The 25,988-nt window shown below is 71.1% G+C and carries 22 protein-coding genes; 13 read left to right on the top strand and 9 right to left on the bottom strand.

Annotation, left to right across the window (positions count from 1 at the left end; genetic code table 11):
* Positions 1–10: 10 nt before the first annotated feature.
* Positions 11–1,588: a pectate lyase gene (locus tag AB0I79_RS56510; RefSeq protein ID WP_357893133.1), complete on the bottom strand. Its 1,578-nt coding sequence runs from the start codon at positions 1,586–1,588 to the stop codon at positions 11–13.
* A 202-nt stretch (positions 1,589–1,790) separates the two neighbouring features.
* On the opposite strand from AB0I79_RS56510, the gene AB0I79_RS56505 reads away from it, so the two are divergent.
* Together AB0I79_RS56505 and AB0I79_RS56500 are read left to right on the top strand one after the other, a co-directional pair.
* The gene (locus tag AB0I79_RS56505; protein WP_357893131.1) at positions 1,791–2,393 is read left to right on the top strand and encodes a DsbA family protein; all 603 of its coding nucleotides are present in this window, start codon (positions 1,791–1,793) and stop codon (positions 2,391–2,393) included.
* Positions 2,394–2,481: 88 nt separating this feature from the next.
* A complete protein-coding gene (locus tag AB0I79_RS56500) occupies positions 2,482–3,003 on the top strand; it encodes a hypothetical protein (protein WP_357893129.1) in 522 nt (173 codons plus the stop codon).
* Positions 3,004–3,065: 62 nt separating this feature from the next.
* Here the strand turns inward: AB0I79_RS56500 and AB0I79_RS56495 are convergent, their stop codons facing one another.
* Both AB0I79_RS56495 and AB0I79_RS56490 read right to left on the bottom strand, forming a co-directional pair.
* Positions 3,066–3,842 (bottom strand): endonuclease/exonuclease/phosphatase family protein, encoded by a 777-nt coding sequence (locus tag AB0I79_RS56495; protein WP_357893127.1) that lies wholly within the window; start codon positions 3,840–3,842, stop codon positions 3,066–3,068.
* Between the two features lie 28 nt (positions 3,843–3,870).
* A complete protein-coding gene (locus AB0I79_RS56490; protein WP_357893159.1) occupies positions 3,871–4,329 on the bottom strand; it encodes a nuclear transport factor 2 family protein in 459 nt (152 codons plus the stop codon).
* 83 nt (positions 4,330–4,412) lie between these two features.
* Here AB0I79_RS56490 and AB0I79_RS56485 point away from each other — a divergent pair, with 83 nt between their 5' ends.
* Positions 4,413–4,946, top strand: coding sequence for a TetR/AcrR family transcriptional regulator (locus AB0I79_RS56485; RefSeq protein WP_357893125.1), 534 nt, complete (start codon positions 4,413–4,415; stop codon positions 4,944–4,946).
* Positions 4,947–5,011: 65 nt separating this feature from the next.
* On the opposite strand, the gene AB0I79_RS56480 is transcribed toward AB0I79_RS56485, so the two are convergent.
* The 3 genes from AB0I79_RS56480 to AB0I79_RS56470 are packed head-to-tail and all read right to left on the bottom strand — an operon-like array spanning position 5,012 to position 8,747.
* Positions 5,012–7,282 (bottom strand): xanthine dehydrogenase family protein molybdopterin-binding subunit, encoded by a 2,271-nt coding sequence (locus tag AB0I79_RS56480; protein ID WP_357893123.1) that lies wholly within the window; start codon positions 7,280–7,282, stop codon positions 5,012–5,014.
* The gene (locus tag AB0I79_RS56475) at positions 7,279–8,271 is read right to left on the bottom strand and encodes a xanthine dehydrogenase family protein subunit M (protein WP_357893121.1); all 993 of its coding nucleotides are present in this window, start codon (positions 8,269–8,271) and stop codon (positions 7,279–7,281) included. Before AB0I79_RS56475 ends, AB0I79_RS56480 begins: the two co-directional genes overlap by 4 nt.
* A complete protein-coding gene (locus tag AB0I79_RS56470) occupies positions 8,268–8,747 on the bottom strand; it encodes a 2Fe-2S iron-sulfur cluster-binding protein (RefSeq protein WP_357893119.1) in 480 nt (159 codons plus the stop codon). The genes AB0I79_RS56475 and AB0I79_RS56470 overlap by 4 nt, the downstream gene beginning before the upstream one ends.
* 93 nt (positions 8,748–8,840) lie before the next feature.
* Between AB0I79_RS56470 and AB0I79_RS56465 the strand changes: the two genes are divergently transcribed.
* Together AB0I79_RS56465 and AB0I79_RS56460 are read left to right on the top strand one after the other, a co-directional pair.
* Positions 8,841–9,497: a TetR family transcriptional regulator gene (locus tag AB0I79_RS56465; protein WP_357893117.1), complete on the top strand. Its 657-nt coding sequence runs from the start codon at positions 8,841–8,843 to the stop codon at positions 9,495–9,497.
* Between the two features lie 122 nt (positions 9,498–9,619).
* Entirely contained in the window at positions 9,620–11,227 is a 1,608-nt protein-coding gene (locus AB0I79_RS56460) for a cellulase family glycosylhydrolase (RefSeq protein WP_357893115.1), read from the top strand.
* Between the two features lie 49 nt (positions 11,228–11,276).
* Here the strand turns inward: AB0I79_RS56460 and AB0I79_RS56455 are convergent, their stop codons facing one another.
* The 3 genes from AB0I79_RS56455 to AB0I79_RS56445 all read right to left on the bottom strand — a co-directional run bounded on the left by AB0I79_RS56455 (position 11,277) and on the right by AB0I79_RS56445 (position 13,569).
* The gene (locus tag AB0I79_RS56455; RefSeq protein WP_357893157.1) at positions 11,277–11,582 is read right to left on the bottom strand and encodes a helix-turn-helix domain-containing protein; all 306 of its coding nucleotides are present in this window, start codon (positions 11,580–11,582) and stop codon (positions 11,277–11,279) included.
* A gap of 59 nt (positions 11,583–11,641) precedes the next feature.
* Positions 11,642–12,466 carry an NAD(P)-binding domain-containing protein gene (locus AB0I79_RS56450; RefSeq protein ID WP_357893113.1) on the bottom strand — a complete coding sequence of 275 codons (825 nt, stop codon included), beginning with the start codon at positions 12,464–12,466 and terminating at the stop codon, positions 11,642–11,644.
* Positions 12,467–12,555: 89 nt separating this feature from the next.
* Positions 12,556–13,569 carry a LacI family DNA-binding transcriptional regulator gene (locus AB0I79_RS56445; RefSeq protein ID WP_253756107.1) on the bottom strand — a complete coding sequence of 338 codons (1,014 nt, stop codon included), beginning with the start codon at positions 13,567–13,569 and terminating at the stop codon, positions 12,556–12,558.
* A gap of 111 nt (positions 13,570–13,680) precedes the next feature.
* Between AB0I79_RS56445 and AB0I79_RS56440 the strand changes: the two genes are divergently transcribed.
* The 8 genes from AB0I79_RS56440 to AB0I79_RS56405 all read left to right on the top strand — a co-directional run bounded on the left by AB0I79_RS56440 (position 13,681) and on the right by AB0I79_RS56405 (position 25,903).
* Positions 13,681–14,952 carry a sugar ABC transporter substrate-binding protein gene (locus AB0I79_RS56440; protein WP_357893110.1) on the top strand — a complete coding sequence of 424 codons (1,272 nt, stop codon included), beginning with the start codon at positions 13,681–13,683 and terminating at the stop codon, positions 14,950–14,952.
* On the top strand, positions 14,949–15,860 hold the full coding sequence (locus tag AB0I79_RS56435; RefSeq protein WP_357893108.1) for a sugar ABC transporter permease: 912 nt from the start codon (positions 14,949–14,951) through the stop codon (positions 15,858–15,860). The genes AB0I79_RS56440 and AB0I79_RS56435 overlap by 4 nt, the downstream gene beginning before the upstream one ends.
* Positions 15,857–16,621, top strand: a complete 765-nt coding sequence (locus tag AB0I79_RS56430; RefSeq protein WP_357893106.1) for a carbohydrate ABC transporter permease — start codon at positions 15,857–15,859, stop codon at positions 16,619–16,621. Before AB0I79_RS56435 ends, AB0I79_RS56430 begins: the two co-directional genes overlap by 4 nt.
* Positions 16,614–18,446, top strand: coding sequence for a beta-L-arabinofuranosidase domain-containing protein (locus AB0I79_RS56425; RefSeq protein ID WP_357893105.1), 1,833 nt, complete (start codon positions 16,614–16,616; stop codon positions 18,444–18,446). The genes AB0I79_RS56430 and AB0I79_RS56425 overlap by 8 nt, the downstream gene beginning before the upstream one ends.
* 36 nt (positions 18,447–18,482) lie before the next feature.
* Positions 18,483–22,445, top strand: coding sequence for an Ig-like domain-containing protein (locus AB0I79_RS56420; protein WP_357893103.1), 3,963 nt, complete (start codon positions 18,483–18,485; stop codon positions 22,443–22,445).
* A gap of 62 nt (positions 22,446–22,507) precedes the next feature.
* A complete protein-coding gene (locus tag AB0I79_RS56415; RefSeq protein WP_357893101.1) occupies positions 22,508–24,547 on the top strand; it encodes a sensor histidine kinase in 2,040 nt (679 codons plus the stop codon).
* Between the two features lie 220 nt (positions 24,548–24,767).
* Positions 24,768–25,589, top strand: a complete 822-nt coding sequence (locus AB0I79_RS56410; RefSeq protein ID WP_357893100.1) for an alpha/beta hydrolase — start codon at positions 24,768–24,770, stop codon at positions 25,587–25,589.
* A 44-nt stretch (positions 25,590–25,633) separates the two neighbouring features.
* A complete protein-coding gene (locus AB0I79_RS56405; RefSeq protein WP_357893099.1) occupies positions 25,634–25,903 on the top strand; it encodes a sulfurtransferase TusA family protein in 270 nt (89 codons plus the stop codon).
* The last annotated feature ends 85 nt before the right edge of the window (positions 25,904–25,988 follow it).

Here is a 25,988-nt window from a genome sequence, read left to right as displayed (position 1 = left end):
TGGGGCCTCCTCAGATCTTGCCGACGCCGGCGCCGGCCATGACCGCCGCCTTCACCGAGTTCGGGTCGGCCACCGTGTACGAGTAGTACGCGGACGCCTCCTGCACGGTCCCGCTGCAGTCGGGAGCCCCCGACTCGTCCACGAACGCGTTGTTCCGCGCGACGCACCTGCCACCGGGCCCCGCGTAGGAGTTGGTCACCGGCTCCTCGACCCGCTCGAAGTAGTTCCCCTCGACCAGGCACCCGGCGTTCGCCTGGCAGGCCACCCCGGTGTCGGTGTTGTAGAGGTAGTAGTTGTTGAACACGTGCACCGGCTCCCCGAACCGCACCCGCGGGTTGCGCTGCGGTGTCCGGTCGAACCAGTTGTTGTGGTAGGTGACCTTCAAGCGGCCGACGTCCTGCGCGGCGTTGCTGTCGTCGTGCCCGAGCAGCATGTTCTTGGTGTGGTCGTGCGTGTGGTTCCAGGAGACGGTCACGTACGACGACCCGCGCTTGATGTCGATCAGCCCGTCGTACCCGTCGGCCAGGTCGTTGTGGTCGATCCAGATGTGGTGGCTGAACATCTGCACGTTGATCGAGTCATCGGTGGCCCCGCGGAACGACAGGTTGCGGATGATCACGTTGTGCACGGCGTCGGCGGGCGGCGAGGTCACGGAGTCGTCCGGGGGCAGCCCGATGTTGAGCCCGCCACCGGTGATGCCGGAGGTGGAGCCGACGCCGAGGATGGTCTTGTCGGAGGCGACGTTGTGCATGCCGGCCGGGAGGGTGATCGTGCCGAGAACGCAGACCGTGAGCGGGCCCTGCTGTCCGATCGCGGAAAGGAACTCGGCCGCCGTGTCCACCGCGACCGTGGGCCCGCCCGCCCCGCCGGTGGTCCCGTTCTGCCCCCAGGCGTTCACCGAGGCGAAGCCGATGGGCGAGCCCGAGGTCCGGCAGCTGCCCGGCGGGATGGTGGGCGTGGTGGGCGGGTCGGTCGGGCCGCCGATGTCGGTCACGAGCACGTCGTCGAAGGTGGCGCTGGCGTAGTAGCCCGCCAGGCCGGCCCGCCCTGAGCTGAACGAGGAGTCCGTGGCCGAGACGACCTGCACGTTGTTCACGAAGCCGCGCAGTGTGGTGCCGAACGCCTCCAGCCTGACCGTGTGCCATGCCCCGGGGGTGACGCCGGCCGCGCCGGTGGCGAGCGTGATGGGGGCGCCGCCGGTCCGCTTGCCGAGGATGGCGGTGCCCGCGTTGCTCAGCCCGAGGAAGTAGTAGTTGCTGCTGCTCTGCGCCCGGGCCAGCACCGCGACGTACCGTCCCGAGCCGTTGAACGCGATCGGCTTCACCCGGGCCTGCACCGCCTGATCGCCCCAGCCGCCGCCGGCCAGGGCGCGGGCGTCCGAGCTGGTGCCCGACTGCCGGTAGGCCGGGGAGCCGTCGGTCACCACCGACCAGCTCCCGCCGGACCGGGCCCAGCCGGTCGCGTTGCCGTCCTCGAAGTCGTCGTTGAACAGCGTCGCGGCGGACGCGCTAGGTATGACCAGGAATGCCGCGACGATGGCCGCGCCGAGCGCGGCGCATGCCGAGTAGAGCGGGTTGTTGCTGCGCACCGTGGAGCCTCCGGGGGTGAGGGGCGACCGGGGCGCGTTGCGCTCTTTCCGAGGTAAATCGCACCCGATCGCGAGACCTGACGGACGAGCTTCACATCTTTATGCAACCGATTGTTAGGCGCGTCAACCCGTTTGGTGTGCAGTTTTGTTGCAGCGAATGGAGGGGATCTTGCAAGCGATTGTAGAACCTAGACTGGTGATCATGACTGTGGCCGACCTGTGGTTCGACCCGTCCTGCCCGTACACGTGGGTGACCGCGCGCTGGCTGATGGAGGTGCGGAAGGTGCGCCCGGTCGAGGTGCGCTGGCACGTGATGAGCCTGTCCGTGCTCAACGAGGGCCGCGACGACGATCCGGAAGGCGACCCCGAGGGTTACCTCTGGATCCCGGCCCGCATCTGCGCCGCCGTGCAGCGCGACCACGGACAGCAGGCGCTGGAGCGGTTCTACACAACCCTGTGGACGACCGGCACGGGCGACTGGATCGGCGACCTGCGCACCGCGCTGTCCGCCGCCGGGCTGCCGGTCGAGCTGGCCGAGGCGGGCCTGGGCACCGGCTACGACGACGTCGTACGCGCCTCGCACGCCGAGGGCATCGCCCTGATCGGCGGCAACCACGTGGGCACCCCGATCGTCGCGGTCACGCGCGAGGACGGCGAGCGCGTGGTGTTCTTCGGGCCGGTCGTCTCCCGCGTGCCCACCGGCGAGCAGGCCGCCCGCCTGTGGGACGGGACGCTGCTGGTGGCGGGCACCCCGGGTTTCCACGAGCTGAAGGGCAGGCCACACGAAGAGCCTCACACAACGTGACGCGTTCTGCCGATCCTGTGATCCGGGCCGGTCGTGCGGGCTATCTTGGGTGGCTCCATCAGCCGAGGACGAGAGCGCACCAGTCTCCATGGACGAGCACGTCATCACCGTCGCGTGGGTCGACGCCCCCGACGAGATCGCCTACCACGACTACGTCGAAGGCACCTACAACTCCTTCTCGTGCACCTGTGACCTGCCACTGCCCGACCGTGACGCCGCCACGCGGCACGCCGCCGAGGTGGGCCGGTGCCTGATGTGCCTCGGCTCCGGCACGATCTCCATCAACCCGCACGACAGCGGCGGCTGCGACACCTGCGGCGGCTCCGGCAGGTCGGAGCCGGGCACGGTCATGATCCAGGCGCGGGTGACGGAGAGCTTCGTCAAGGAGGTGGCCTCGCTGCTGCCGGCGGAGTTCGGGCTCTGCGACGTGGTGGCGGTGCTGGAACAGCGCATGAAGGGCGGGGCCGAGGCCGTGCTGTCGGTGGCGGCGGGGCTGATCAGGTATCTGGAGGTGCAGGGCGAGGTGGTGCTGTGCACGGCGCCCGACTTCCTGCCGGGGGACGGGGTGGAGCAGCGCTACGACGATCCGCGGTGGCTGCGCGTGCCTTGATGCCGGCGGCGGCTGGTGACCGTGGCCCTGTGCTCCCGTACCTGTTCGCCCGAGCGGCGGACCTACCGCGTCACCCACGCGTGCACCGGTACGTGGTCCGACCAGTGTTTCCTGGCATGGTCGACGAAGCAGCGCCGCATGCGGCCGTCGCGGGCGAACACGTAGTCGATCTTCCGCTTGCGCGTGACGTAGGTCCAGCGTTCGCGCGGGTCGCATTCGTCGCGCCCCTTGTATGCGGCGGCGGCATCGCGCGGCACCAGGTTGAGGTCGCCGCCGACGACACCCCTGCCGAGCTCGAACAGCTCCCGAAGCTGTCTGTGCCGGTAGGGCTTGCCCTTCTGCCTGTCGTCGTGGACCGAGCCGGACGACAAGTGCGCGGTGCACAGCGCCCGGCCGGCCGTACAGATCGCGCGCCTGCGCAGACCCCACGGCGGCGTGGTCAGCGCGTGCACCTCGAAGCGGGCGTCCCTCTCGGCCACGGCCAGCGTGACGCTCTGCACCCCGCGCCCCGCGCCGTTCCAGTCGGGAGCGCACTGGTACGGCGACCCGTCCGGGTGCGCGAACCCGGCCGACTTGACGCTCCACGCCCGGCCGGTGCGGGCCTCCAGCTCGCGCTCCAGGTCGGCGTCCGCGCCGGTGCAGAACTCCTGGAGGAAGAGCACGTCCGCCTTGGTCGCCAGCACGGCGACGTGCCAGGCCAGCTCGGTGGTGGTGCGGCGGAAGAGAGGACAGCTCCGGTACGTGCCCGCGCAGACGTTCCACGTCATCACGTGGAGCGCGGGCGCCTGCGCGGGCAGGGAAGGGGATAACAGCCCGGCGATCACGAGATATCTGAGCATCACCGGTCATTTCACCATGCGGGTGGCCTCACCTGAGCGGCAACACGTCCACGCCGCGCTCGTCGTCGCCGCGCGGCCCGAAGATGCGCCGCTCGGACTCCTCGATGCGCACGTCGTTGATGCTCGCCTCCCTGCGCCGCATCAGCCCGGACTCGTCGAACTCCCACTGCTCGTTGCCGTAGCTGCGCCACCACTGGCCCGAGGCGTCGCGGCACTCGTACTGGAAGCGCACCGCGATGCGGTCACCGAGCACCGCCCACAGCTCCTTGCGCAGCGCGTAGTCCAGCTCCCTGTCCCACTTGCGGCGCAGGAACTCCTCGATCGCGTCCCGCCCGGCCACGAACTCGTCGCGGTTGCGCCAGACCGAGTCCTCCGTGTACGCGAGCGCGACCTTGCCGGGATCGCACGTGTTCCAGGCGTCCTCGGCGGCCTGGACCTTGATCCGGGCGGTCTCCTCGGTGAACGGCGGGACGGGCGGGCGGGACATGGCGGCCTCCTCGGACACGGGAGAACGATCGTTCTCGCGAGCTATCGTAGAGAACGACCGTTCTCCAGAGCAAGCGAGGTGCCATGGAACACGCCGAACGACTCCTCACGGCGGCCGGCGAGCTCTTCTACCGGCGCGGCATCCGGGCTGTCGGCATGGACGACGTCAGGGCCGCCTCCGGCGTGTCGCTCAAGCGCCTCTACCAGTGCTACCCGTCCAAGGAGGCGCTGGTCGTGGCGTACCTGGAGCGGCGCGACGAGCGGTGGATGAGCTCGCTCACCTCCTACGTGGCCGAGCACGGCGACTCGGTCGAGGCGGTGTTCGGCTGGCTGGAGCGGTGGTTCGCGGAGGACGGCTTCCGCGGCTGCGGGTTCGTCAACGCCTACGGGGAGCTGGGCGCGACCTCGGAGGCGGTCGCCGACGTGGTGCGGCGGCACAAGCGGCGCCTGCGCGACTACCTGCGCGGCCTGGTGCCCGACGACACGCTGGCCGACCAGCTCCTCGTGCTGGTGGACGGGGCCACGGTGACCGCCATGGTGGACCCCGAGCACGGCGCGCGAGCCGCGCGGGCGGCGGGAGAGGCCGCCCGCGCGCTCACAGCGGCTTGCCCAAGGTGATCGGTGAGGCCGCCCGCGCGCTCACAGCAGCCGGCGCAAGATGATCGGCAAGACCGCCCGCGCGCTCACAGCAGCTTGTCGAGAGTGATCGGCAGGTCGAGCACGCGCTTGCCGGTGGCGTGCCGCACCGCGTTGGCCACGGCCGCGGCGGCTCCGGTGATGCTCACCTCCCCGACCCCGCGCAGGCCCAGCGGCATGGTCGAGTCCGGCTCGTCCAGGCAGAGCACCTCGATGCGGGGGATGTCGGCGTGCACCGGCACGTGGTACTCCGACAGGCTCGCGTTCATGACCCGGCCGTTGCGGTGGTCGATCAGCGTCTGCTCCGACAGGGCCATGCCGATGCCCATCACGATGCCCCCGCGCAGCTGGCTCGCCGCCGTCCTGGCGTTGATCACGGTGCCGACGTCGAAGACGCCCAGCCAGCGCGAGACGCGTACCTCCATGGTGTCGGGATCCACCCGCACCTCGCAGAACTGCGCGCCGGTCGCCGCCCGCACCAGCCGCCTGCGCTCGCGCAGGGTCCGCGCCACGAAGCCGAGCATGCCCGCCTTGCTCTCCACCTCCACGTGGCTCCGGCCGGCCGCCTTCAGGATCTCCACGTACGTCTGGCCGGAGGCCCCGGCGTACAGCCCGCCGTCGCGCGCCTCCACCTCAGCCGGCCTGCGGCCACGCAGCGGCGAGCCGGGCGAGCGGCGGACCAGGCCGAGCATGGTGCGCTTGAGCTTGGCGGCGGCGTCCTGCACCCCCGCCGCGGCGCTCGCGGTCTGCATCGAGCCGCCGGCGCCGGGCCCGACCGGCAGGTCGGAGTCGCCGTACTCGACGCGTACGGACGCCAGCGGCACGCCCAGCTCATCGGCGGCCATCTGCCCCAGCACCGTCGCCGTGCCCATGCCCATCTCCTGCAGGCCGCAGCGCACCACGACCGTGCCGTCGGCGCCCAGGCGCACCGCGACGTTCGCCGGCATCCGCATCGACGGGTGGTAGGCCGTGGCCACCCCCATGCCGACCAGCCACCGGCCGTCCCGCATGGAGCCGGGCCGCGGGTCACGCTCGCGCCAGCCGAACCGCTCGGCCCCCAGCGCGTACGCCTGCCGCAGCCTCCGGTGCGCCAGCCGCTGCCCGCCCACCGGGTCGCGGTCGGGCTCGTTGCGCAGGCGCAGCTCGACCGGGTCCAGGCCCAGCTCCAAGGCCAGCTCGTCCACGGCCGACTCCAGGGCGAAGGTGCCGATGGACTCGCCCGGCGCCCGCATGAAGGTGTTGGGGAGCAGGTCGAGCGGGACGGTGCTCTGCCGCAGGTGGATGTTGGGCGCGGCGTACAGGTGCCGGGTGCCGGCGGTGATCTGCTCTCCGTGCCCGCCGCCGCGTCCCGTCCTGGACACGCTGGTGTGCAGGATCGCGGTCAGCGCGCCGTCGGCGCCCGCGCCCAGCGCGACCCGCTGGATGCTGCCCGTGCGCCCGCCGACCGTGTGGTAGACGGCCTCGCGGGTGAGGGCCAGCCGTACCGGCCGGCCCGTCGCGCGGGCGGCGAGCACGGCGAGCAGCGTGCCCGCCCAGACCGAGCCCTTCCCGCCGAACCCGCCCCCCACGTACGGGGACAGCACCCTGACGCCCTTCTCCGGCACGCCGAACCGCTGGGCCAGGTGCTTGCGCGTCCACGTGATGTTCTGCGTGGCCTCGTGCACGGTGAGCCGGTCGCCTTCCCAGACGGCGGTGGTGGCGTGCGGCTCGATCGCGTTGTGGTTGTGCGGCGGCGTGGTGAAGGTCAGGTCCACCGAGTGGGGTGCGGCGGCGAGCGCGGCCTGCGCGTCCCCCTTGTCGGCCGAGGTCTCGCCGAGGAGGTTGCCCTTCTGGGGGACGGCGTTGTGCTGCTCGGCGGCGAGGTCCACGGTGGCGGGCAGCTCCTCGTACGCCGGGCGCACCAGTGACGCCGCGTACCGGGCCGTCTCCGGGGTCTCGGCGACCACGACCGCCACGGGCTGGCCGTTCCAGTGCACCTCGTCGGTGGCCAGGTAGTTGACCGGGGTGCCGGAGACGAGCGTGCTGGGGTCGAGGAGGCTCAGCTTGGGCGCGGGCTTCATGGGCGGCGCGTTCTCGTGGGTGAGGACGTCGATCACGCCGCGCACCGCCTTCGCCTGCGCGGTGTCGATGGCGGTGATGCGGCCTCGTGGGACGGTGGCGTGCACGAGCGCGGCGTAGGCCAGCCCCGGGTACGGGTACTCGGCGGCGAAGCGGGCCTCGCCGGTGGTCTTGGCGGGGCCGTCGACCCGGTCGATGGCCTGGCCGACGTACTTGGTGGTGCCGGTGGCCTGCTCGGTCTCGGCGTACTTGATGCTCATCGGGCCGTCCCTCCCGTGCTCAGGTCGCGCAGCGTGGCCGTGATCGTGGCCGCGGCGAGGCGGGCCTTGAAGGCGTTGCCCTCCCTGGTGGTGGCGTCCGCCAGCTCCGTCTCGGCGGCGCGGCGGAAGGCGGTCTCGTCGGCCGGGCCACCGAGCAGCAGGCGCTCGGCCTGCGTGGCCCGCCAGGGCTTGGCGGCGACGCCGCCCAGCGCCAGCCGCACGTCGGTGACCGTGCCGTCGCGCACCTCCAGCGCCGCCGCCACCGAGACGAGGGCGAACGCGTACGACGCCCGGTCGCGGACCTTGCGGTAGCGGGAGTTGGCCGCGACCGGCGCGGGCGGCAGCTCGACCGCCGTGACCAGCTCGCCGGGGGCCAGCGCGGTCTCGATGTCCGGGGTGTCGCCGGGCAGCTTGTGGAAGTCCGCCATGGGGACGCGCCGCGTGCCCTCCTGGCCGCGTACCTCGACGATCGCGTCGAGGGCGGCCAGTGCCACGCACAGGTCGGAGGGGTGCGCGGCCACGCAGCTCTCGCTGACGCCCAGGATCGCCGTGCCCCGGTTGAACCCGTCGAGCGCGTCGCAGCCCGCGCCGGGCGAGCGCTTGTTGCAGGCGGAGGCGTGGTCGTAGAAGTACGGGCAGCGGGTGCGTTGCAGCAGGTTGCCGCCCACGGTGGCCATGTTGCGGAGCTGGGCGGAGGCGCCGGACAGCAGCGCCTGCGACACCATCGGGTAGCGGGTGCGCACCCTCCCGTCGGCGGCCAGGGCGCTGTTGCGGACGAGCGCGCCGATCCGCAGCCCGCCGCCGGGCAGCTCGTCGACGGTGTCGAACGGCAGGCCGGTCACGTCCACGACGGTGTCGGGGCGTTCGATGCCCTCGCGCATGAGGTCGACCAGGTTGGTGCCGCCGCCGAGGAACCTGGCGCCCGGCTCGGCGGCCACGCGCACGGCCTCCGCGACGTCGGCGGGCTTGACGTACGCGAACGGTCTCATCCCGAGACCTCCTTGATCGCGTCCACGATGCCGTTGTAGGCGCCGCAACGGCACAGGTTGCCGCTCATGCGCTCCCTGATCTCGGCCTCGTCCAGCCCTCGGGACCCGGTCACGGCGCTGGGCATGCCGGCCTCGTACTCGGCCAGCATGCCGATGGCCGAGCAGATCTGGCCCGGGGTGCAGTAGCCGCACTGGAACCCGTCGTGGCGCACGAAGGCCTCCTGCAGCGGATGCGCCACGCCCTCGATCGTGGTGATCTCCCTGCCGTCGTACTGGATGGCCAGGGCCAGGCAGGCGTTGATCCGCATGCCGTCGGCGAGCACTGTGCACGCGCCGCAGGCGCCCTGGTCGCAGCCCTTCTTGGGGCCGGTCACCCCGAGCCGCTCGCGCAGCGCGTCGAGCAGGCTCACCCACGGCTCGACGTCGAGGGACTCGACGGAGCCGTTCACCTTCATCCGTATCTCGGTCACTCGCATCCTCCCGGCTTTGCATCGGACGCTAACAGAACGGCGTTCCCTTAACAAGTGAACGGTGTTCTTTTAAATCGGCGCCAGTATGCTGATGGCGACATGACGCGGTCGGCATTCCTCCGGGCCAGGCGGCCCGAGCACAAGCAGCAGCGGCGCGAGGCCATCCTCGCCGCCGCCCGCGAGCTCGCCCGCACCTCCGGGGTACGCAACGTGAGCCTGGGCGCGGTGGCCGAGGCCGTCGGGCTGGCGAAGTCGAACATCGTGCGGTACTTCGGCACCCGCGAGGAGATCTACCTGGAGCTGCTCATCGAGGAGTGGCGGCAGTGGGCCGAGGCCGCCTCCCTCCGGCTGGGCGCGGCCGGCTCCACGACCGAGGCGGTGACCGTGCTGGCCGAGACGATCACCGACCGGCCGCTCTTCTGCGACCTGCTCAGCCACGCCTCCACCAGCCTGGAGCACAACGTGTCGGTCTCCGCGGCCCGCGCGTTCAAGCACGCGGTGCACGACCTGCTCGCCGAGATGGGCGCCGAGGTGGCCCGCGCGTCGGACCTGACCGAGCGCGAGGGCGGGGAGCTGGCGGCGGCCGCCAGCGGGCTGGCCGGCATGCTCTATCCGGCCTCGAACCCGCCGCCCGCGCTCGCCCAGGTCTACGCCGAGGATCCGGAGCTGGCCGCCTCCTGCCCGGTGCTGCTGCCCACGCTCGTCCGGGCGCTCTCGGCCCTGGCCGCCGGCCTGCCCACGCTCAGGGAAGAGTGAAAGTTTCACCCCTCTCCAGGCATTCCTGACCGCCAGGCGTCGGCTTTCTGTACATCGGGGCGGATTCCGCAGACCATGTGCCCGTACCTAACCGGTTAACAACCATCAGAAGGGCACCCCCCATGATCAAACGACTCGGGCTCGCGGCGGCGGCGCTCCTGTCGCTGCTCGTCTCGATGCTGATCGTCCCGGCTCCCGCGCACGCCGCGGTCGGGCTCCGGGTCAGCGGCACCAGGATCCTGGAGGCCAACGGGAACGCGTTCGTGATGCGCGGCGTCAGCCACGCGCACACCTGGTACACCAACCAGACGGGTTCCTTCGCCGACATCAAGGCGCTGCGCGCCAACACCGTGCGCGTGGTGCTGAGCGGCGGCCGGTGGACCCCGAACAGCGCCTCCGACGTGGCCAACGTCGTCTCCCTGTGCCGGCAGAACCGGTTAATATGCGTGCTCGAGAACCACGACACCACCGGGTACGGCGAGCAGAGCGGCGCGTACACGCTCGACCAGGCGGTCGACTACTGGAGCAGCGTCCGCAGCGCCCTGACCGGCACCGAGGACTTCATCATCGTCAACATCGGCAACGAGCCGTACGGCAACAACAACGTCTCCGCCTGGACCGCCGCGACCGTGAACGCGATCACCCGCATGCGCACGCTCGGCTTCCAGCACATGCTGATGGTGGACGCCCCGAACTGGGGCCAGGACTGGCAGTTCACCATGCGTGACAACGCCAGGACCGTCGCAGCCGCCGACACGCAGCAGAACACGGTCTTCTCCGTCCACATGTACGGCGTCTTCGACACCGCCGCCGAGATCACCGCCTACCTGGACGCCTTCCAGACGGCCGGCCTGCCGCTGGTGATCGGCGAGTTCGGGCACAACCACTCCGACGGCAACCCGGACGAGGACACCATCATGTCGCAGGCCGTGTCGCGCGGCCTCGGATACATCGGCTGGTCGTGGAGCGGCAACGGCGGCGGCGTCGAGTACCTCGACATGGTCACCAACTTCGACCCGGATGCGCTCACCTCCTGGGGGCAGCGCATCTTCAACGGCGCCAACGGCATCGCCGCCACCTCGCGCGAGGCCACCTTCTTCAGCGGCGGCGGCACCGACACCACCGCCCCCACCACGCCGGGCACCCCGTCGGCCTCCGCCGTCACCTCCACCGGCGCGACCCTGACCTGGACCGCCTCCACCGACGCCGGCGGCTCCGGGCTGGCGGGGTACGACGTCTACCGCGAGCAGGGCAGCACCGACCCGCTCCTCGGCTCGTCCACCACCAACTCCATCAACCTGACCGGCCTGACGCCCGCCACCCAGTACCAGGTGTACGTCCGGGCCCGCGACGGGGCGAGCAACCAGTCCACCGCCTCGGCCACCACCACCTTCACCACCACGTCCGGCGGCGGCAACGGCGGCTGCACGGCCACCGGGACCGTGCAGAGCCAGTGGAGCGGCGGGTACGTCGTCCAGCCGGTCACGGTCACCAACAGCGGCACGTCGGGCATCACCGGCTGGACCGTCACCTTCACCCTGCCGGCCGGGCACACGCTGGCCGGGTCGTGGAACGCCACGGTGACGACCAGCGGGCAGACGGTCACGGCCAGGAACGCCGGCTACAACGGCACCGTGGCAGCCGGAGGCAACACCAGCTTCGGCTTCCAGGTCAGCCGTCCGGGCGGCAACACCGCCACGGTCAGCTCGTACACGTGCGCCGCCTCCTGACGAGGCACGCCGAGGGCCGCCTCCACCTGCCGTGGGGGCGGCCCGCGTCTCACTGCTTGCCGTGGGTGGGGACCAGGTCGAGCTCCCGCATGCGGCGGGCGCCCCACTCCCCCAGGGCGCCCAGGGCCGCGTAGAGCGCGACGCCGGCGTCCGTCAGCTCGTACTCCACCCGGGGCGGCGTCTCGTCGAACACGGTCCGCCGGACGATCCCGTCGGCCTCCAGCTCGCGCAGTTGCTGGGCGAGCACCTTCTCGCTGATGCCGGGCAGGCTGCGGCGCAGCTCGCCGAAGCGGTGCAGCCGCTCGTCCAGCGCCCACAGGATCAGCGCCTTCCACTTGCCGTCGACGACGTCCATCGCGGCGTCCAGAGCGCAGATGTAGGGCGGGTTACGCACCGCCACATGATAGGTCAGGGTCAGCCGGCGACGGCTCGGCGCATCCGCCACAGCGAGGAGCGCAGGTGCCCGGCGAGGTCCCCGGGCACGCCCGCCTCCTCGGAGGCGGACAGGATGTTCTCCAGGCCGGTCGCCTGCATGGCGGGGTTGAACTCCTCGGGAACGAACGCGGTCACGTCGGCGCCGCCCACCATGAACGGGAGCATCTGCTCCATCCACGGCTGGAGCACCTCGCGCTTGAACGTCTCCACGTCGCCGCCCTCGCGGTGCACCAGGGTCACGGCATGGTCCGCCCCGGCGCTCATGCCGTACATGCCGCTGAGCGCCGCCATGTCGTACAGCGCCGCGAACCCGGGGTCCTCGCCCACCCAGTGCGGACGGCCGATGGGGCCGAGCACGGGCGCGACCCGGTCGAACAGGTCACGGGCGCCGCTGTAGAGGATGAAGGCGCCTGCCGTCCCCACCGTCGGGGGCACCGCCATGATGCCGCCGGACAGCAGACGCACCCCCTGCCCCTCCAGCCATCCGGCGAGCTCGCGCGCCTGCCGTACGGAGCCGCTGGTGAGGTTGACGAGGGTGCCGCCGGCCAGCTTCGGCACCGCCGGGGCGAGCGTCTCGCGGACGCTGGCGTCGTTCAGCAGGCACGCCACCGTGAGGTCGCCCGCCTCGATCGCCTCTTCCACGCTGGAGGCCTCCCGGGCGCCGCGCGCGACGAGCTCGCCCGCCTTCCCGGGGGTACGGTTCCAGACCGTCACGTCGCGGCCTGCTGCGAGGAGCGCGCTCGCCAGGGCGCGCCCCATGGCTCCCAGGCCGAGGATGCTGATGCGTTCATGCTGCGTATTCATGCGCACCACTGTTCACCGGGCGCGGTTTCGCGACAAGAACGCACTTCGAAGTGCGTGGTTACCCGGAGGTTAGGGATGAGGTGGGGGTGTCAGGACACGCCGGGCGGTGAGGTGGAGTCGCGGATCACGAGCTGGCACGGCAGGGTGTGCACCCCGGGCGTGGCCTTGCCGTCGATGGCCGCGAACAGGTGTTGTGCCGCCGTCCGGCCCAGCACCTCCAGGTTCATGTCCACGGTCGTCAGCGCGGGCCGCGTCTCCGTGGAGAGCACCTCCCAGTTGTCGTAGCCGACCACCGCGATGTCGTCGGGCACCCGCCGCCCGCGCTCGCGCACGGCCTCCACGAACCCGGCCGCGATCTGGTCGCTGCCGCAGAACACCGCGTCGATCTCCGGCTCGGCCATCAGCAACATCTCGGCCGCGTGCCGCCCCCACCGCTGCGACCACACCCCGGACAACGTCTGCCCCGCCTGCTGGACCCCGGCCTCGGCCAGCGCTCGCCGCAGCCCCTCCTCGCGGTCACGGGCCGCCTTGTAGTGGGCGGGTCCGGTGACGTGCGCGATCCGCCGCCGGCCCAGGGCGAGCAGGTGGTTGACGGCCATCGCCGCCGCCCCCACGTCGTCGGGCACGAACGACACGTCCGACGGGTCCTCGGACGGCCCGTACGCGTACACCACGGGCACCGGCAGGTCCTTGCTCACGGACGGGCGCGGGTTCGTGCTCTCCCCCACCACGATCAGCCCGTCCACGCGCCGCGACAGCAGGGCGCGCAGGTGGTGCTGCTCCCTGATCGCGTCCCCGCGCGCGTCGCACAGCAGCACCGCCATCTCCCCTGCGCCGAAGGCGTCCTCGGCCCCCAGCAGCACGGGGATGCCGAAACGGCCGACGCTGTCGGACGTCAGCAGCCCGACAGTCCTGGTCTGGCCCGAGAGCAGCCCTCTGGCCAGGGCGTTCGGCTGGAAGGAGAGCTCCGCCGCGGCGGCGAGCACGCGTTCGCGCGTGGCCGCCCGCACGTCCTGGCGCCCGTTGAGCGCCTTGGAGGCCGTGGCGATCGATACCCCCGCCAGCGAGGCCACGTCGTTGATGGTCGCCCGCTTACCCGCCATACTTCGAAACCCTTTTCGGTGAATTGTGAACCGCTTAGCACCTTAGCACCCATTGACATGGGCTCATGTTTCTTCTACGTTTCCGAAAACCTTTAAGTCCAGGAGCACATCATGAGACGAAGGCTGGCCGGGATCTCCCTCCTCGGTGTGTTAGCGCTCACAGCAGCGGCCTGCGGCAGTAGCGGCGGTGGCGGCGGCGGGACGCAGCCGGCGGACGGTCCCGTGACGATCACCATGTGGACCCGCGCGGCCACCCAGACGCAGAGCGAGCGCCTGGTCGCCGAGTACAACAAGACCCACAAGAACCAGGTCAAGCTCACCGTCATCCCGACGGACAACTACCAGCCCCGCATCGCCGCCGCCGCCGGCGCCAAGCAGCTACCCGACGTGTTCGCGGCAGACGTCATCTTCGTCCCGAACTACACCTCCCAGGGCCTGTTCATGGACATCACGGACAGGATCGCGGCCCTGCCGTACAAGGACAAGCTCGCCCCCTCCCACATGAAGCTCGGCACGCTGGACAACCGGCAGTACACGCTTCCCCACACGCTCGACCTTTCGGTCTGGTTCTGGAACAAGGACCTGTACGAGAAGGCCGGCCTCGACCCCGAGCAGGGCCCCAAGTCGCTCAAGGAGTTCGCCCAGCACGCCACCACCATCCAGGACAAGCTGGGCAAGGACGGCAAGGTGCACGGCACCTTCTTCGGCGGCAACTGCGGCGGCTGCTACGTCTTCACGTTCTGGCCGTCCGTCTGGGCCGCCGGCGCCCAGATCATGAACGCCGAGGGCACCACCTCGCTGAACGACCAGCCGGTCATGACCGAGGTGTTCAAGATCTGGCGCGAGCTGTACGAGAAGAAGGCCACCGGACCGACGGCCAAGGAGGAGCAGGGCCCGACCTGGACCGGCTTCTTCCCCAAGGGCGAGATCGGCGTGATGCCGATGCCGTCCACCACGCTCGGCCTGATGCCGAAGGAGATGAAGATCGGCGTCACCCCGATCGCCGGCCCCGACGGCGGCGAGTCCACGTTCGTGGGCGGCGACTCGGTCGGCATCTCCTCGACGTCCAAGAACGCCGACGCGGCCTGGGAGTTCGTCTCCTGGACGGTCTCCGACCAGGCCCAGGTCGAGGTGATGGCCAAGAACAAGGACGTGGTCGCGCGTACCGACCTGGCCAGCAACAAGTACTCGGCCGAGGACCCGCGCGTGGTGTTGATCAACTCGCTGGTGGCCAAGGGGCAGACGCCGTTCGCGCTGCGCTTCGGCCAGACCTACAACGACCCGCAGGGGCCGTGGCTGCGGCTGGCCAGGGAGGCGGTCTTCGGTGACGCCTCGAAGGTCCCGCAGCTCAACGCCGAGATCACGAAGTCGCTGCAGCAATGACGCTGACGGTCACACGTTCGAGGCGGGCGGCGCACTCGGCGCCGTCCGCCCGGTGGCGGAGCAGGAAGGTCCAGGGCTGGCTGTACGCGGCTCCGACGGCCGTCATCGTGGGCGTGCTGTTCATCGCCCCGCTGGTGCTGGTCGTCTGGATGTCGCTCAACCGCTGGCCCCTGCTCGGCCAGGCCACCTTCAACGCCCCCGCCAACTACCTCAAGATCGCCGACAACCCGCTCTTCGTCGACGCGGTCGTCTTCACGCTGAAGTACACGGCCATCACGACCGTCCTGCTGTCGGGGGTGGCCCTGGGCCTGGCGCTGCTCGTGCAGGAGCGCAGGCCGGGCGTCGCCTTCTTCAGGACCGCGTTCTTCCTGCCCGGCGCGGTCGGCTTCGCGGCGGCGGGCCTGCTGTTCTACGGGATGCTGAACAACGACTTCGGCCCCATCGACCCGATGTTGCGGGCCCTGGGCGTCACCAGCGAGCCGGTCAAGTGGATCGGCACCCCGAACATGGCGCTGTTCTCCACGATCACGCTGGTCATCTGGCGTTTCGCCGGGTTCAACATGCTCATCCTGCTGACCGGCCTGCAGGCCATCCCGACCGAGGTGTACGAGGCCGCCAGGAGCGACGGCGCGAACCGCTGGCAGATCTTCACCAAGATCACGCTTCCGCTGCTGCGCCCGACGCTGGCGCTGATGCTGATCCTCAGCGTCACGGGCTCGCTGCTGGCCTTCGACCAGTTCTTCGTCTTCACCAACGGCGGCCCGGACAACAGCACGGTCTCGATGGTCATGGTCGTCTACCGGGACGCGTTCTTCCGCTTCGACCTCGGCGGCGCCGCGGCCCTGTCGGTCGTGCTGCTCGTGGCCCTGGTCGGGCTCAACACGCTGATGATGCGGAGGCTCCGGTGAGCCGTTACCTCACCCTGTCGGCCCTGGCGGTGCTGTTCCTGTTCCCGCTGGTCTGGAGCGGGTACGCGTCGCTGGAGGAGCCGTCGAACTACCTGGAGATGGCCCGCTTCGGCGAGGGCATCGACACCTACGCCACCAACAGCGTGCTGGTGTCGGTCATGACCGTGGGCGGCACGCTGATCGTCTCGGCGCTCGGCGGCTACGGCTTCGCCCGCTTCGACTTCCCCGGCAAGAACGTGCTGTTCCTGGCCACGCTGGCGATCCTCATGGTGCCGTACGCGACGATCCTGATCCCGCTCTACGTCCTGCTCGGCTACCTCGGCCTGCAGAACTCGCTGGTCGGGCTCTCGCTGGTGTTCGTGATGTTCCAGCTCCCGTTCGCGCTGTTCATGATGCGCAACGCGTTCGAGGCGCTGCCGCGCGAGCTGGAGGAGGCCGCGCTGGTGGACGGCTGTGGCACGTTCCGGGCCTTCTCCAGGATCCTGCTGCACGCCGTGCGGCCCGCGCTGATCACGGTCGGCCTGTTCGCGTTCCTGGCCTCGTGGAACGACTTCTTCGCGCCCCTCATCCTGCTCAACGACGGCTCGTCCTTCACGCTGCCGGTGGCCGTGGTCAGCATGACGCAGCACACGTTCGGCGCGATCGACTACGGCATGCTCCAGGCCGGAGTCATGGTCATGGCCATCCCCTGTCTCATCCTCTTCATCGTTCTGCAGCGCCACTACGTGCGCGGATTCATGTCAGGAGCTCTGCGTGGCTAATCCCGTCCTGCCCTCATCGGGTGTCCTGTCCCCCCTCGGCCTCGACTCCGTACACGTGCTGCCCGGCTTCTGGGGCGACCGGGTCGTGCTCAACAACGAGGTGACGATCGCCCACTGCCAGGAATGGCAGGAGCGCGAAGGCTGGATCGGCAACTTCCGCGGCGAGCGGCCCCGCAGGGGACGGGAGTTCAGCGACTCGGAGATCTACAAGCTGCTGGAGGCCATGGCCTGGGCCGACCATCCCGGGCTGCCCGCGCTGGCCGAGGTCGTGGCGCAGGCCCAGGAGGGCGACGGTTACCTCAACACCCGCTGGTCGGGCAGCCGGTACACCGACTTCGAGTGGGGTCACGAGCTCTACTGCTACGGCCACCTCATCCAGGCCGGGGTCGCGCGCCTGCGCATGCACGGCGAGGACCAGCTCACCCGGGTCGTCACCAGGGCCGCAGACCACGTGTGCCGGCGCTTCATGGACACCGACGAGACCTGCGGCCATCCCGTGATCGAGATGGCGCTGGTCGAGCTGTACCGGGCCACCGGCACCGAGCGGTACCTGGAGATGGCCCGCCGCTTCGTCGAGCGCCGCGGCCTGCCCGCGCTCGCCGACATCCCGTTCGGCCGCGGTTACTACCAGGACGACGTGCCCGTCCGGCAGGCGCAGGTGTTCCGCGGGCACGTCGTACGCGCGCTCTACCTGGCCTCGGGCGTGGTGGACGTGGCGGTCGAGACCGGGGACCAGGAGCTGCTCAAGGCGGTCGAGTCGCAGTGGGAGCGGACGGTCGCCCGGCGTACGCATCTGACCGGCGGCATGGGCTCGAGGCATGCCGACGAGTCGTACGGCGAGGACTACGAGCTGCCGCCCGACCGCGCCTACAACGAGACGTGCGCGAGCATCGCCTCCATCATGCTGGCGCACCGGCTGCTGCTGGCCACCGGCGACGCGCGCTACGCCGACCTGGCCGAGCGGACCATGTACAACATGCTCGCCACGGGCGTGGCGCTGGACGGCAAGTCGTTCTTCTACGTCAACCCGCTGCAGGTGCGGGTGCCGGCGACGCCGCTCGACGGCGTCAACCACGCGGCCGAGGGCGGGCTGCGCTCGCCCTGGTTCGATGTGTCCTGCTGCCCGAACAACATCGCCCGCACGCTGGCCTCGCTGCCCGCCTACGTGGCCGCGGCGAAGGACGGCGGGGTGCTGATCCACCACCTCACCCCGGCGGAGATCCGCTCGGGGCGGCTGGCGCTGCGGGTGGAGACCGGTTACCCGTGGCAGGGCTCGGTCAGCGTGCGGGTGCTGGAGGACGGCGAGGGCCGCATCGGGCTGCGCGTCCCGGCCTGGGCCACCGACGCCACGCTCGCGCACGTCCCCGTCTCCGCCCCGGACGCGCCGCTGCCCGAGGGCCCGGTCATCCGGCCGGTGAGCCCCGGCTACGCCTACGTCGAGGGGCCGTGGCGGGCCGGTGACGAGATCCGGCTGGAGCTGCCGATGCGGCCCAGGTGGACCGTCCCCGACCGGCGGATCGACGCGCTGCGGGGCAGCGCGGCCGTGGAGCGGGGGCCGCTGGTCTACTGCGCGGAGTCGGTGGCCGACGAGCCGCCGCTCGGCGGCGTGACGGCGCGCGTCGATCCGCCGGTGGAGCACGAGACGGACGGCGTGGTGGAGCTGGAGGTGGGCGCGCGGCTGGCGTCGGGCGGCAACGGTTCCTGGCCGTACGCCGCCGCGCGAGCGCCCGAGGAGGGCGCCGACGTGCGGCTGCGGCTGGTGCCGTACCACCGGTGGGGCAACCGGGGCCCCGCGACCATGCGTGTCTGGCTACCGACGATCTAGGAGATGCACGTGCGCAAACCGTTGGTGTGCTTAGCCGTGTTAGCGCTCACAGCCTCGCTGGGCGCAGCGCCTTCGTACGCGGACGAGGCCCTGGGCATGCCGGTCTTCACCGGGGCCGACCCGGTGCCGGCCGAGCCCGTGGGCTACCACCCGCGCAAGATGATGGAGCAGATCTACGACAAGGAGAAGGGCGGCGACTCGTACTGGATCGACCGCATGCTCGCCCGTCCCGGTGACGACCCGGCGGGGCCGTGGCTGATGACGCGCGGGCGGGCGCTGTTCATGAAGGAGCACGACCCGTCGGTGCTCGGTTTCGGCGGGTACGTGGCGTACTGGGAGAGCATCGACAACCGCGACGCCTACGAGATCTCGCTCGGCTCCCCGCTCGCCGAGAACGTCGCCGAGCGCCTGCAGATGCCCAGCCACTGGACCGGCCAGTACAGCGGCGACGGGCTCGCCGTCGGGGTCAAGAAGTTCATCACCCACGAGAACGTGGCCGTGACGACCCTGGAGATCACCAACACCGGCGCTGAGCCGCGTACCGTGCCCGTCACGGTCACCTCGCCCTACGCCAGGAAAGCCGACGGCGACCGGGAGCTGACCGGCGCGGTGTGGGCCAGGAACAAGCTGACCACGATCTTCCCCCGGCTCAGCGGCGACGGCCTGAAGGTGTCGGACGGCACGCTGAAGGGCTCGCTGACCGTGGAGCCCGGCAAGACCGTGCGGACCAAGGTGCAGATGGGCTTCGTCACCGACGAGCTGCCGAGGTCGCGCGCGGAGTACGACGGCTACAAGGGCCGCTCGCCGCAGCAGGCGCTGCGCCGCCAACTCCAGGACTACAACGCCTGGTGGGCCGAGAACCTGCCCTACATCGACGTGCCCGACGAGAACATCAAGAAGTTCGTCTACTACCGCTGGTGGCTGATGCGCTTCAACTTCCTCGACGCCGACATCCCCGGCAACGACTTCCAGTTCCCCACGTCGGTGGAGGGCGCGCTGGGCTACAACAACGCGATCGTGCTGACCGTGCCGATGTTCGTGCAGGACCTGAAGTACTTGCGGGACCCGATCTACTCGTACGGGCCGTGGGTGTCGGCGGGCGAGGTGTCGCGCAGCTCGAAGTACACCGACAACCCCGGCGACCCGGAGAACTGGTCGAACAGCTACACGCAGTACATCTCGGCCGCGGCCCTGGAGAGCTACCAGATCCACGGCGGGCAGCCGTCGATCCTGCGCAACCTGGCCAGGTACGCCGAGAAGGACGTGTACGGCCAGCTCGACGCGTACGACTCCAACGGCAACGGGGTCATCGAGTACGACTGGGAGGCCATGACGGGCAACGACGCCGACGCGGTGTCGTTCCACTACTACGACCGGGCCAACGAGCGGCTCGAAGGCGCCTACGTCTACGCCAACGCGGTGGCGGCGGCGCAGGCGTACGAGCTGGCCGGCGACGCCGCCAAGGCCGCCGAGCTGCGCGGCGTGGCCGACAAGGTGAAGAACGGCGTCCTGACCCTGCTGTGGGACGAGCAGAACAAACTGTTCAAGCACCGCGACCTGCAGACGGGCAACCTGATCCCGTGGAAGGAGTCCAACAACTACATCCCGTACGCGGCCGGCCTCGTCCCCACCGATGACCCGAAGTATCGGGAAGCCTTGAGGTTGTGGGCCGATCCGGCGGAATATCCGATCTTCCCGGCGTACACGGCCAACCAGAAGGACAAGGCGGAGGCCGCCGCCGCGGGCCACCCGGGCACCAACAACTTCTCCCAGATCAACTCCACCCGGAACTTCGCGCTGTTCTCCAAGGCGATGCGCCAGTACGAGACCCCGTACATCACGGCCGAGCAGTACAAGCAGCTCCTGTACTGGAACGCCTGGTCGCAGTACGTCGGCGGCGACACCCGCTACCCCGACGCCAACGAGTACTGGGCCAACTGGAACCCGCAGACCAAGACCATCGGCTACCGCTCCTGGATCCACCACACGATCCTGGGCAGCAGCAACTGGACCGTCATCGAGGACGTCATGGGCCTGCGCCCGCGCTCGGACGGCAAGGTCGAGCTGTGGCCGGTGGACATCGGCTGGGACCACTTCACCGTCAACGGCGTCAACTACCGCGGCGCCGACCTGACCATCGTCTGGGACAAGCCGGGCGACGGCACCAGGCACTACGCCGGGGTGCCCGAGGGGTACTCGATCCTGGTCGACGGCAGGCGCAAGGTCACGCTCTCCGGCCTCGCGCACGCGACCTGGGACCCGAGGACCGGCAAGGTCGAGGGCGGCACGGTGGTGCACGCGGAGAAGGCTTCGCTCAAGTCCCCCACCGACGTCGAGCTGACCGGCGACCGCATCGAGGACCTGTTCCGTAAGGCCGGCGTGGACCTGCGCAGCACCCGCCAGAACCTGGTCAGATCCGCCACCGCCTCCCACGGCGACCCGGCGGGGGCCGTGGACGGCTTCACCGTCAACGCCCCCGTCTGGGACTCCAAGGGCTCGGGCAACCCCCAGGACTGGCTGGAGGTGGACCTCGGCTCGCCCCGGAAGGTCGACCAGCTCAAGCTGTACTTCTACAACGACCGCAAGACCTCCGGCGAGCCCGCCTTCTACTCGGTGCAGTACCTCGACGGCGGCACCTGGAAGGACGTGCCGAGGCAGGACAAGCGGCCGCTCTACCCCCGGGCCAACCTCAACGAGGTGCGCTTCCCGGCCGTCACCGCCCAGAAGCTGCGCGTGCTGGTCACGCACCGGCCCGGGTACGCGACCGGCCTGAAGGAGGTCCAGGCCTACCGGGCGGGCGCGGACGTGGGCCGGGTCACCAACCAGGCGCCGTCCGTGGTGCCCGTCGTCGATCCCGCGTTCACCCGCCCGGGCCAGGCCAGGATCGAGGCCGTGGTCAAGGACGACGCGCTGCCCAAGGGCACGCTGACCATGCAGTGGTCCAAGGTGGACGGGCCCGGTGAGGCGTACTTCACCGACCCGACCGGCCCGGCCACGGTGATCGCGTTCTCGGCGCCGGGGCCGTACACGCTGGAGCTGACCGCCACGGACGGCGCGAAGACCACCACCGCCACCGTGAACGTCACCGCCACCGACCAGGCCACCCAGGTCAACGTCGCCCCCAAGGCCACGCCCACCGCCTCCTACACCTCACCGTGGGAGCGCATCACCGCCGTCAACGACGACATCGACCCGCCACGCTCCAACGACGCGGCCAACCCGCGCTGGGGCACCTGGCCGCAGCAGGGCACGCAGTGGGTCCAGCTCGACTGGCCCGCCCCCGTCCAGGTGAACAAGGCGGAGGTGTACTTCTTCGACGACGGCGGCGGCGTGCGCGTGCCCGCCTCGTGGAAGATCCAGCAGTGGGACGGCGACTCCTTCGAGGACGTCACCGGCGCGCAGTCCTACCCGACGGCCGTGGACGCCTACAACACCGTCTCCTTCGACACCGTCACCACCTCGCGCCTGCGCGTCCAGCTCGAATCGGGCGGCGCGTCGGTCGGCCTGCTGGAGGTCAAGGTGTACGAGGTGCCGCCGGACGGGGTACGCCCCGTCCACGTGCCCACCCTGGTGGACACGCTGCCGGAGCTGCCCGCCACGGTCGAGACCCTGTACGCCGACGGCTCCCGCGGCCGGACCGCCGTCACCTGGCAGCAGGTGACGCCGGAGCAGGTCAGGACGGGCGGCACCAGCTTCACCGTCACCGGCCTGGCCGAAGGCGTGCGCGGGCCCGCCCAGGCCACGGTCTACGTCCGCGCCACCGCGGCGGTGACGATCACCTCGATCGCCGAGGAGAGCGTCACGACCCGGGCCGGGGTCGCCCCGTCGCTGCCGGAGACCGTCGTGGCGACGTACAACGACGGGTCGAAGGACAGCTCGGTGGCCGTCACCTGGGAGTCCGTCGATCCCGAGCGGTACGCCCGGCCCGGCACGTTCACCGTGACCGGGCAGGTGAAGGGCACAACTGTGACGGCGAAGACCACCGTCACGGTCCAGTAGCGCCTATTCTGTCCTGGCCCCGCCCGTTTCGCGGGGCCAGGACAGGAGCGGGACAGAGCACGATGGCCGAACTCGCCGGGAACAAGCCCACCCACCTGACGGGCCGGGTCGTCGTCGCGTCCGCCATGGCGGTGGCCTCACCGCTGCTGTCCCTGGCCGCGTTCCTGGTCTGGGCCGGGCTGCCCGCCGAGTGGGAGCCCGACAGGACGGTGAGCCCGCAGACGGCCGTCACCTTCACCTTCCCGGCGGTCGGCGCCTTCCTCATCTACCACCGGCCCCGGCTGAACATGGCCTGGCTCATGTGCGCCGGCGGCCTGGCGGCGGCCGTCAGCGACCTGTCCAGCGGGCTGATGTTCCGCCTGGCCGCCGACGGGGAGCCGCTCCTGGCGGGGTGGATGCGGGTGCCGGCCCAGCTCGGGTGGGCGGTGTGCGGGCTGGCGCTCACGATGGTGCTGCCGCTGTACTCGCCTGACGGCCGCCTGCCCTCCAGGCGCTGGCGGCCCGCCCTGTGGCTGGGCTGCGTCGCGATCACCGCCGCGACCGTGCGGTACCTGCTCAGGGTGCCGCCGCCGACCAGCGTGTCGGGGTTGCCCGCGGTGATCCCCAATCCGCTGCGGGTGCCGGCGCTGGCCCCGTACATGGACGTGCTCACGATCGTGAGCTGGGCGGGCATCTACACCGCGATGGCGCTCGCCGCCCTGTCGATGGCGGTGCGGATGCGGCGGGCCGATCCGGTCGGGCGGCGGCAGATCGGCTGGCCGCTGCTCGCGTTCGCCGGGTACATCTTCTTCCTGGTCCTGGGCGCGATCTGGCCGGTGTTCATGTGGCCGGCCATCGCCTGGGCGGCGGCCATCCCGTTCGCGGTGGCGTTCTCCGTGATGCGCTACCGGCTCTACGGGATCGACACCGTCATCAGCCGCGCCATCGTGGCGGCCGGCGTGGTCGTCGTGGTCAGCCTCGTCTACTTCGGCGCGGGCACGCTGTCGAGCCTGGTCGTCTCCGGCTACCACCAGGTGGCCGGAGTCGCGGCCGCGCTGTTCGCCGGCGCGTTCTTCCAGCCGCTGCGGCGGGCGTTGCAGCGGGCCGTGGACCGGCTGCTGTACGGCGCGGTCGGCGACCCCGGCGTGCTGGCCGAGCGGCTGACGCAGGCCGTACGCGGCGCCGACCCGGCCAGGGCGCTGACCTCGGTGGTGAGCGTGCTGCGCGACGGGCTGGCGGTCGAGGGCGTGGCCGTGGAGGTGGCCGACGGCGAGCCCCGCTACGTGGAGAGCGGCCGCGTCGGGACCGGACCGCGGGAGGTGCCGCTGGTCTGGCACGGGGCGCGGGTCGGCCGACTGCTCGTCGGCCCGCCCGGGCCGCGCCGCTTCCCCGCCGCGCACAACGAGCGCGTGCTGGCCACGCTCACCCCGTACGCCGCCGACGTGGCGCACGCGGTACGCATGGCGGCGGACCTGCAGCGCTCGCGCGAGCGCATCCTGACGGCCAGGGAGGAGGAGCGCCGCCGCCTGCGCCGCGACCTGCACGACGGCCTCGGCCAGACCCTCTCGGCCATGGCGATGACCATCAACATGGCCCGCCTGAGCCTGAAGAACTCCCCGGAGGCCGCCGACGAGCTGCTGCGCGAGCTGCACGCGGGCATGAGCGCCGTCACCGGGGACATCCGCGAGCTCGTGTACGGCCTGCGCCCGCCCGCGCTCGACGACCTCGGCCTGGCCCGCGCGGTACGCGACCTGGCCGGGCAGTCCTCGCCCGGCACCGAGATCGAGGTGGAGGTCGAGGGGGACCTGGCGGACCTGCCCGCGGCCGTCGAGGTGGCCGTCTACCGCATCGTCCAGGAGGCACTGACCAACATCCGCCGGCACGCCGAGGCGTCGCGGGGCAGGATCGTCCTGCAGCGGGAGGAGCCGATGCTGCGGGTGCTGATCGCCGACGACGGCAAGGGGCTGCCCGCGTCGCACCGCGCGGGCGTGGGGCTGGGCTCGATGCGGGAGCGGGCGGCCGAGCTGGGCGGCATCTGCGTGGTGACCGGGGAGCCCGGGGCGGGCACCCGCGTCGAGGTCATGCTCCCGCTCCTGACGACCGGCATGAGCGTTCCTTCTTGACGGTCGGCATGAGCGTCCCTTCCTGATGGCCGGCATGAGCGTCCCTTCCTGATGGCCGGCATGAGCGTCCCCCTCCTGAGAGCCGGTTCCGCTGCCCGGTCCTGACCGGGACGCTGCGGCCTTTACCTGGCCGGAGCGGTCGTTTGACGGCCGCACCACCAGCTCTGGAGGCGGCTGCTGGCAGCCTGAGAAGAACGCATTCGTTCGGAGGTGAGCGGGTATGACGCGATTCAGCGTTCCGGCCTGCGTCCTGGTGCTGGCGTCCGCCACCGCCGTGGCGCCGGCCTCCGCGGAGCGGCGGGCCCCGTGCCCTGCGTCCGGCACCACCAAGCCCACCGTCGTGCTGGTCCACGGCGCCTGGGCCGACACCTCGAGCTGGAGCGGCGAGATCCGGGCGCTGCAGCAGTCGGGTCACCTCGTGCGTGCGGTGGGCAACCCGCTGCGCGGCCTGACCGGCGACGCGGGGACCGTGCGCGACTTCCTGCGCACGCTCTCCGGCCCCGTCGTCCTCGTCGGCCACTCCTACGGCGGCTCGGTGATCACCAATGCCGCCGCGGGCGACCCGGACGTCAAGGCCCTCGTGTACGTCAACGCGGCGGCGCCCGCCGTCGGCGAGACGACCGCGCAGCTCAGCGGCTCCGGCTCGGCCCTCGGCGGCGACCCGGCCACCCTGTACGACCGGGCCGCCTACCCCGGTGCTGCAGGCGATGCGGCCGACCTCTACCTGAAACGGGACGTCTTCGTCCGCTCCTTCGCCTCCGACCTGCCCAGGGACACCGCCCACCAGCTCTGGGCGACCCAGCGGGCGGCCTCCACGGCCGCGTTCACGACCCCGTCGAAGGCCGCGGCGTGGCAGGCGATCCCCTCCTGGTACTTCATCGCCACCGGCGACAAGATCATCGTTCCTGCCTCGCAGCGGGCCATGGCCGAGCGGGCCCGCTCCAAGGTCACCGAGTTCGCCGGCGGCTCGCACCTGACCCTCGTCTCGCATCCCGAGGCGGTCACCCGGGTGATCGAGGACGCGATCTGCTCCGTCCGCTGAGGGCCCCGGCGCAGGCGGGGCTGGAGTGGTGGTTTCCTATACACATGCCTGATCTCGTGGTCGACGGCGCCGGCAAGCTGTGCGTGCAGCTGCTCATCGAGTTGCGCGCCCACGTACGCGCCGCCGGGCCGGGCGCCGTGATCCATCTGATCGCCACCGACCCCGCCGCCCCCGTGGACCTGCCGGCGTGGTGCCATCTGACCGGGCACACGTACCTGGGGCCGGTGGAGGGGGCGGAGCGGCCGACGTACGCGCTGCGCGTGGCCGAGTCCGCCAAGGAGACGCAGGACGCGAAACCCTGGCACGCGACTTAAGCGGTTAACGCCCCGGGCGGGCGGGCACCATGTCAGGAGGGCGGGGTGACCTACAGTATGGAGGGTTATCCGGTTCAGAGAGGGA

Source organism: Nonomuraea sp. NPDC050202 (assembly GCF_040656115.1).
Lineage (GTDB): Bacteria > Actinomycetota > Actinomycetes > Streptosporangiales > Streptosporangiaceae > Nonomuraea.
The sequence above is the reverse complement of the archived record's forward strand: the minus strand, read 5'-3'. Positions and strand labels throughout refer to the sequence as shown.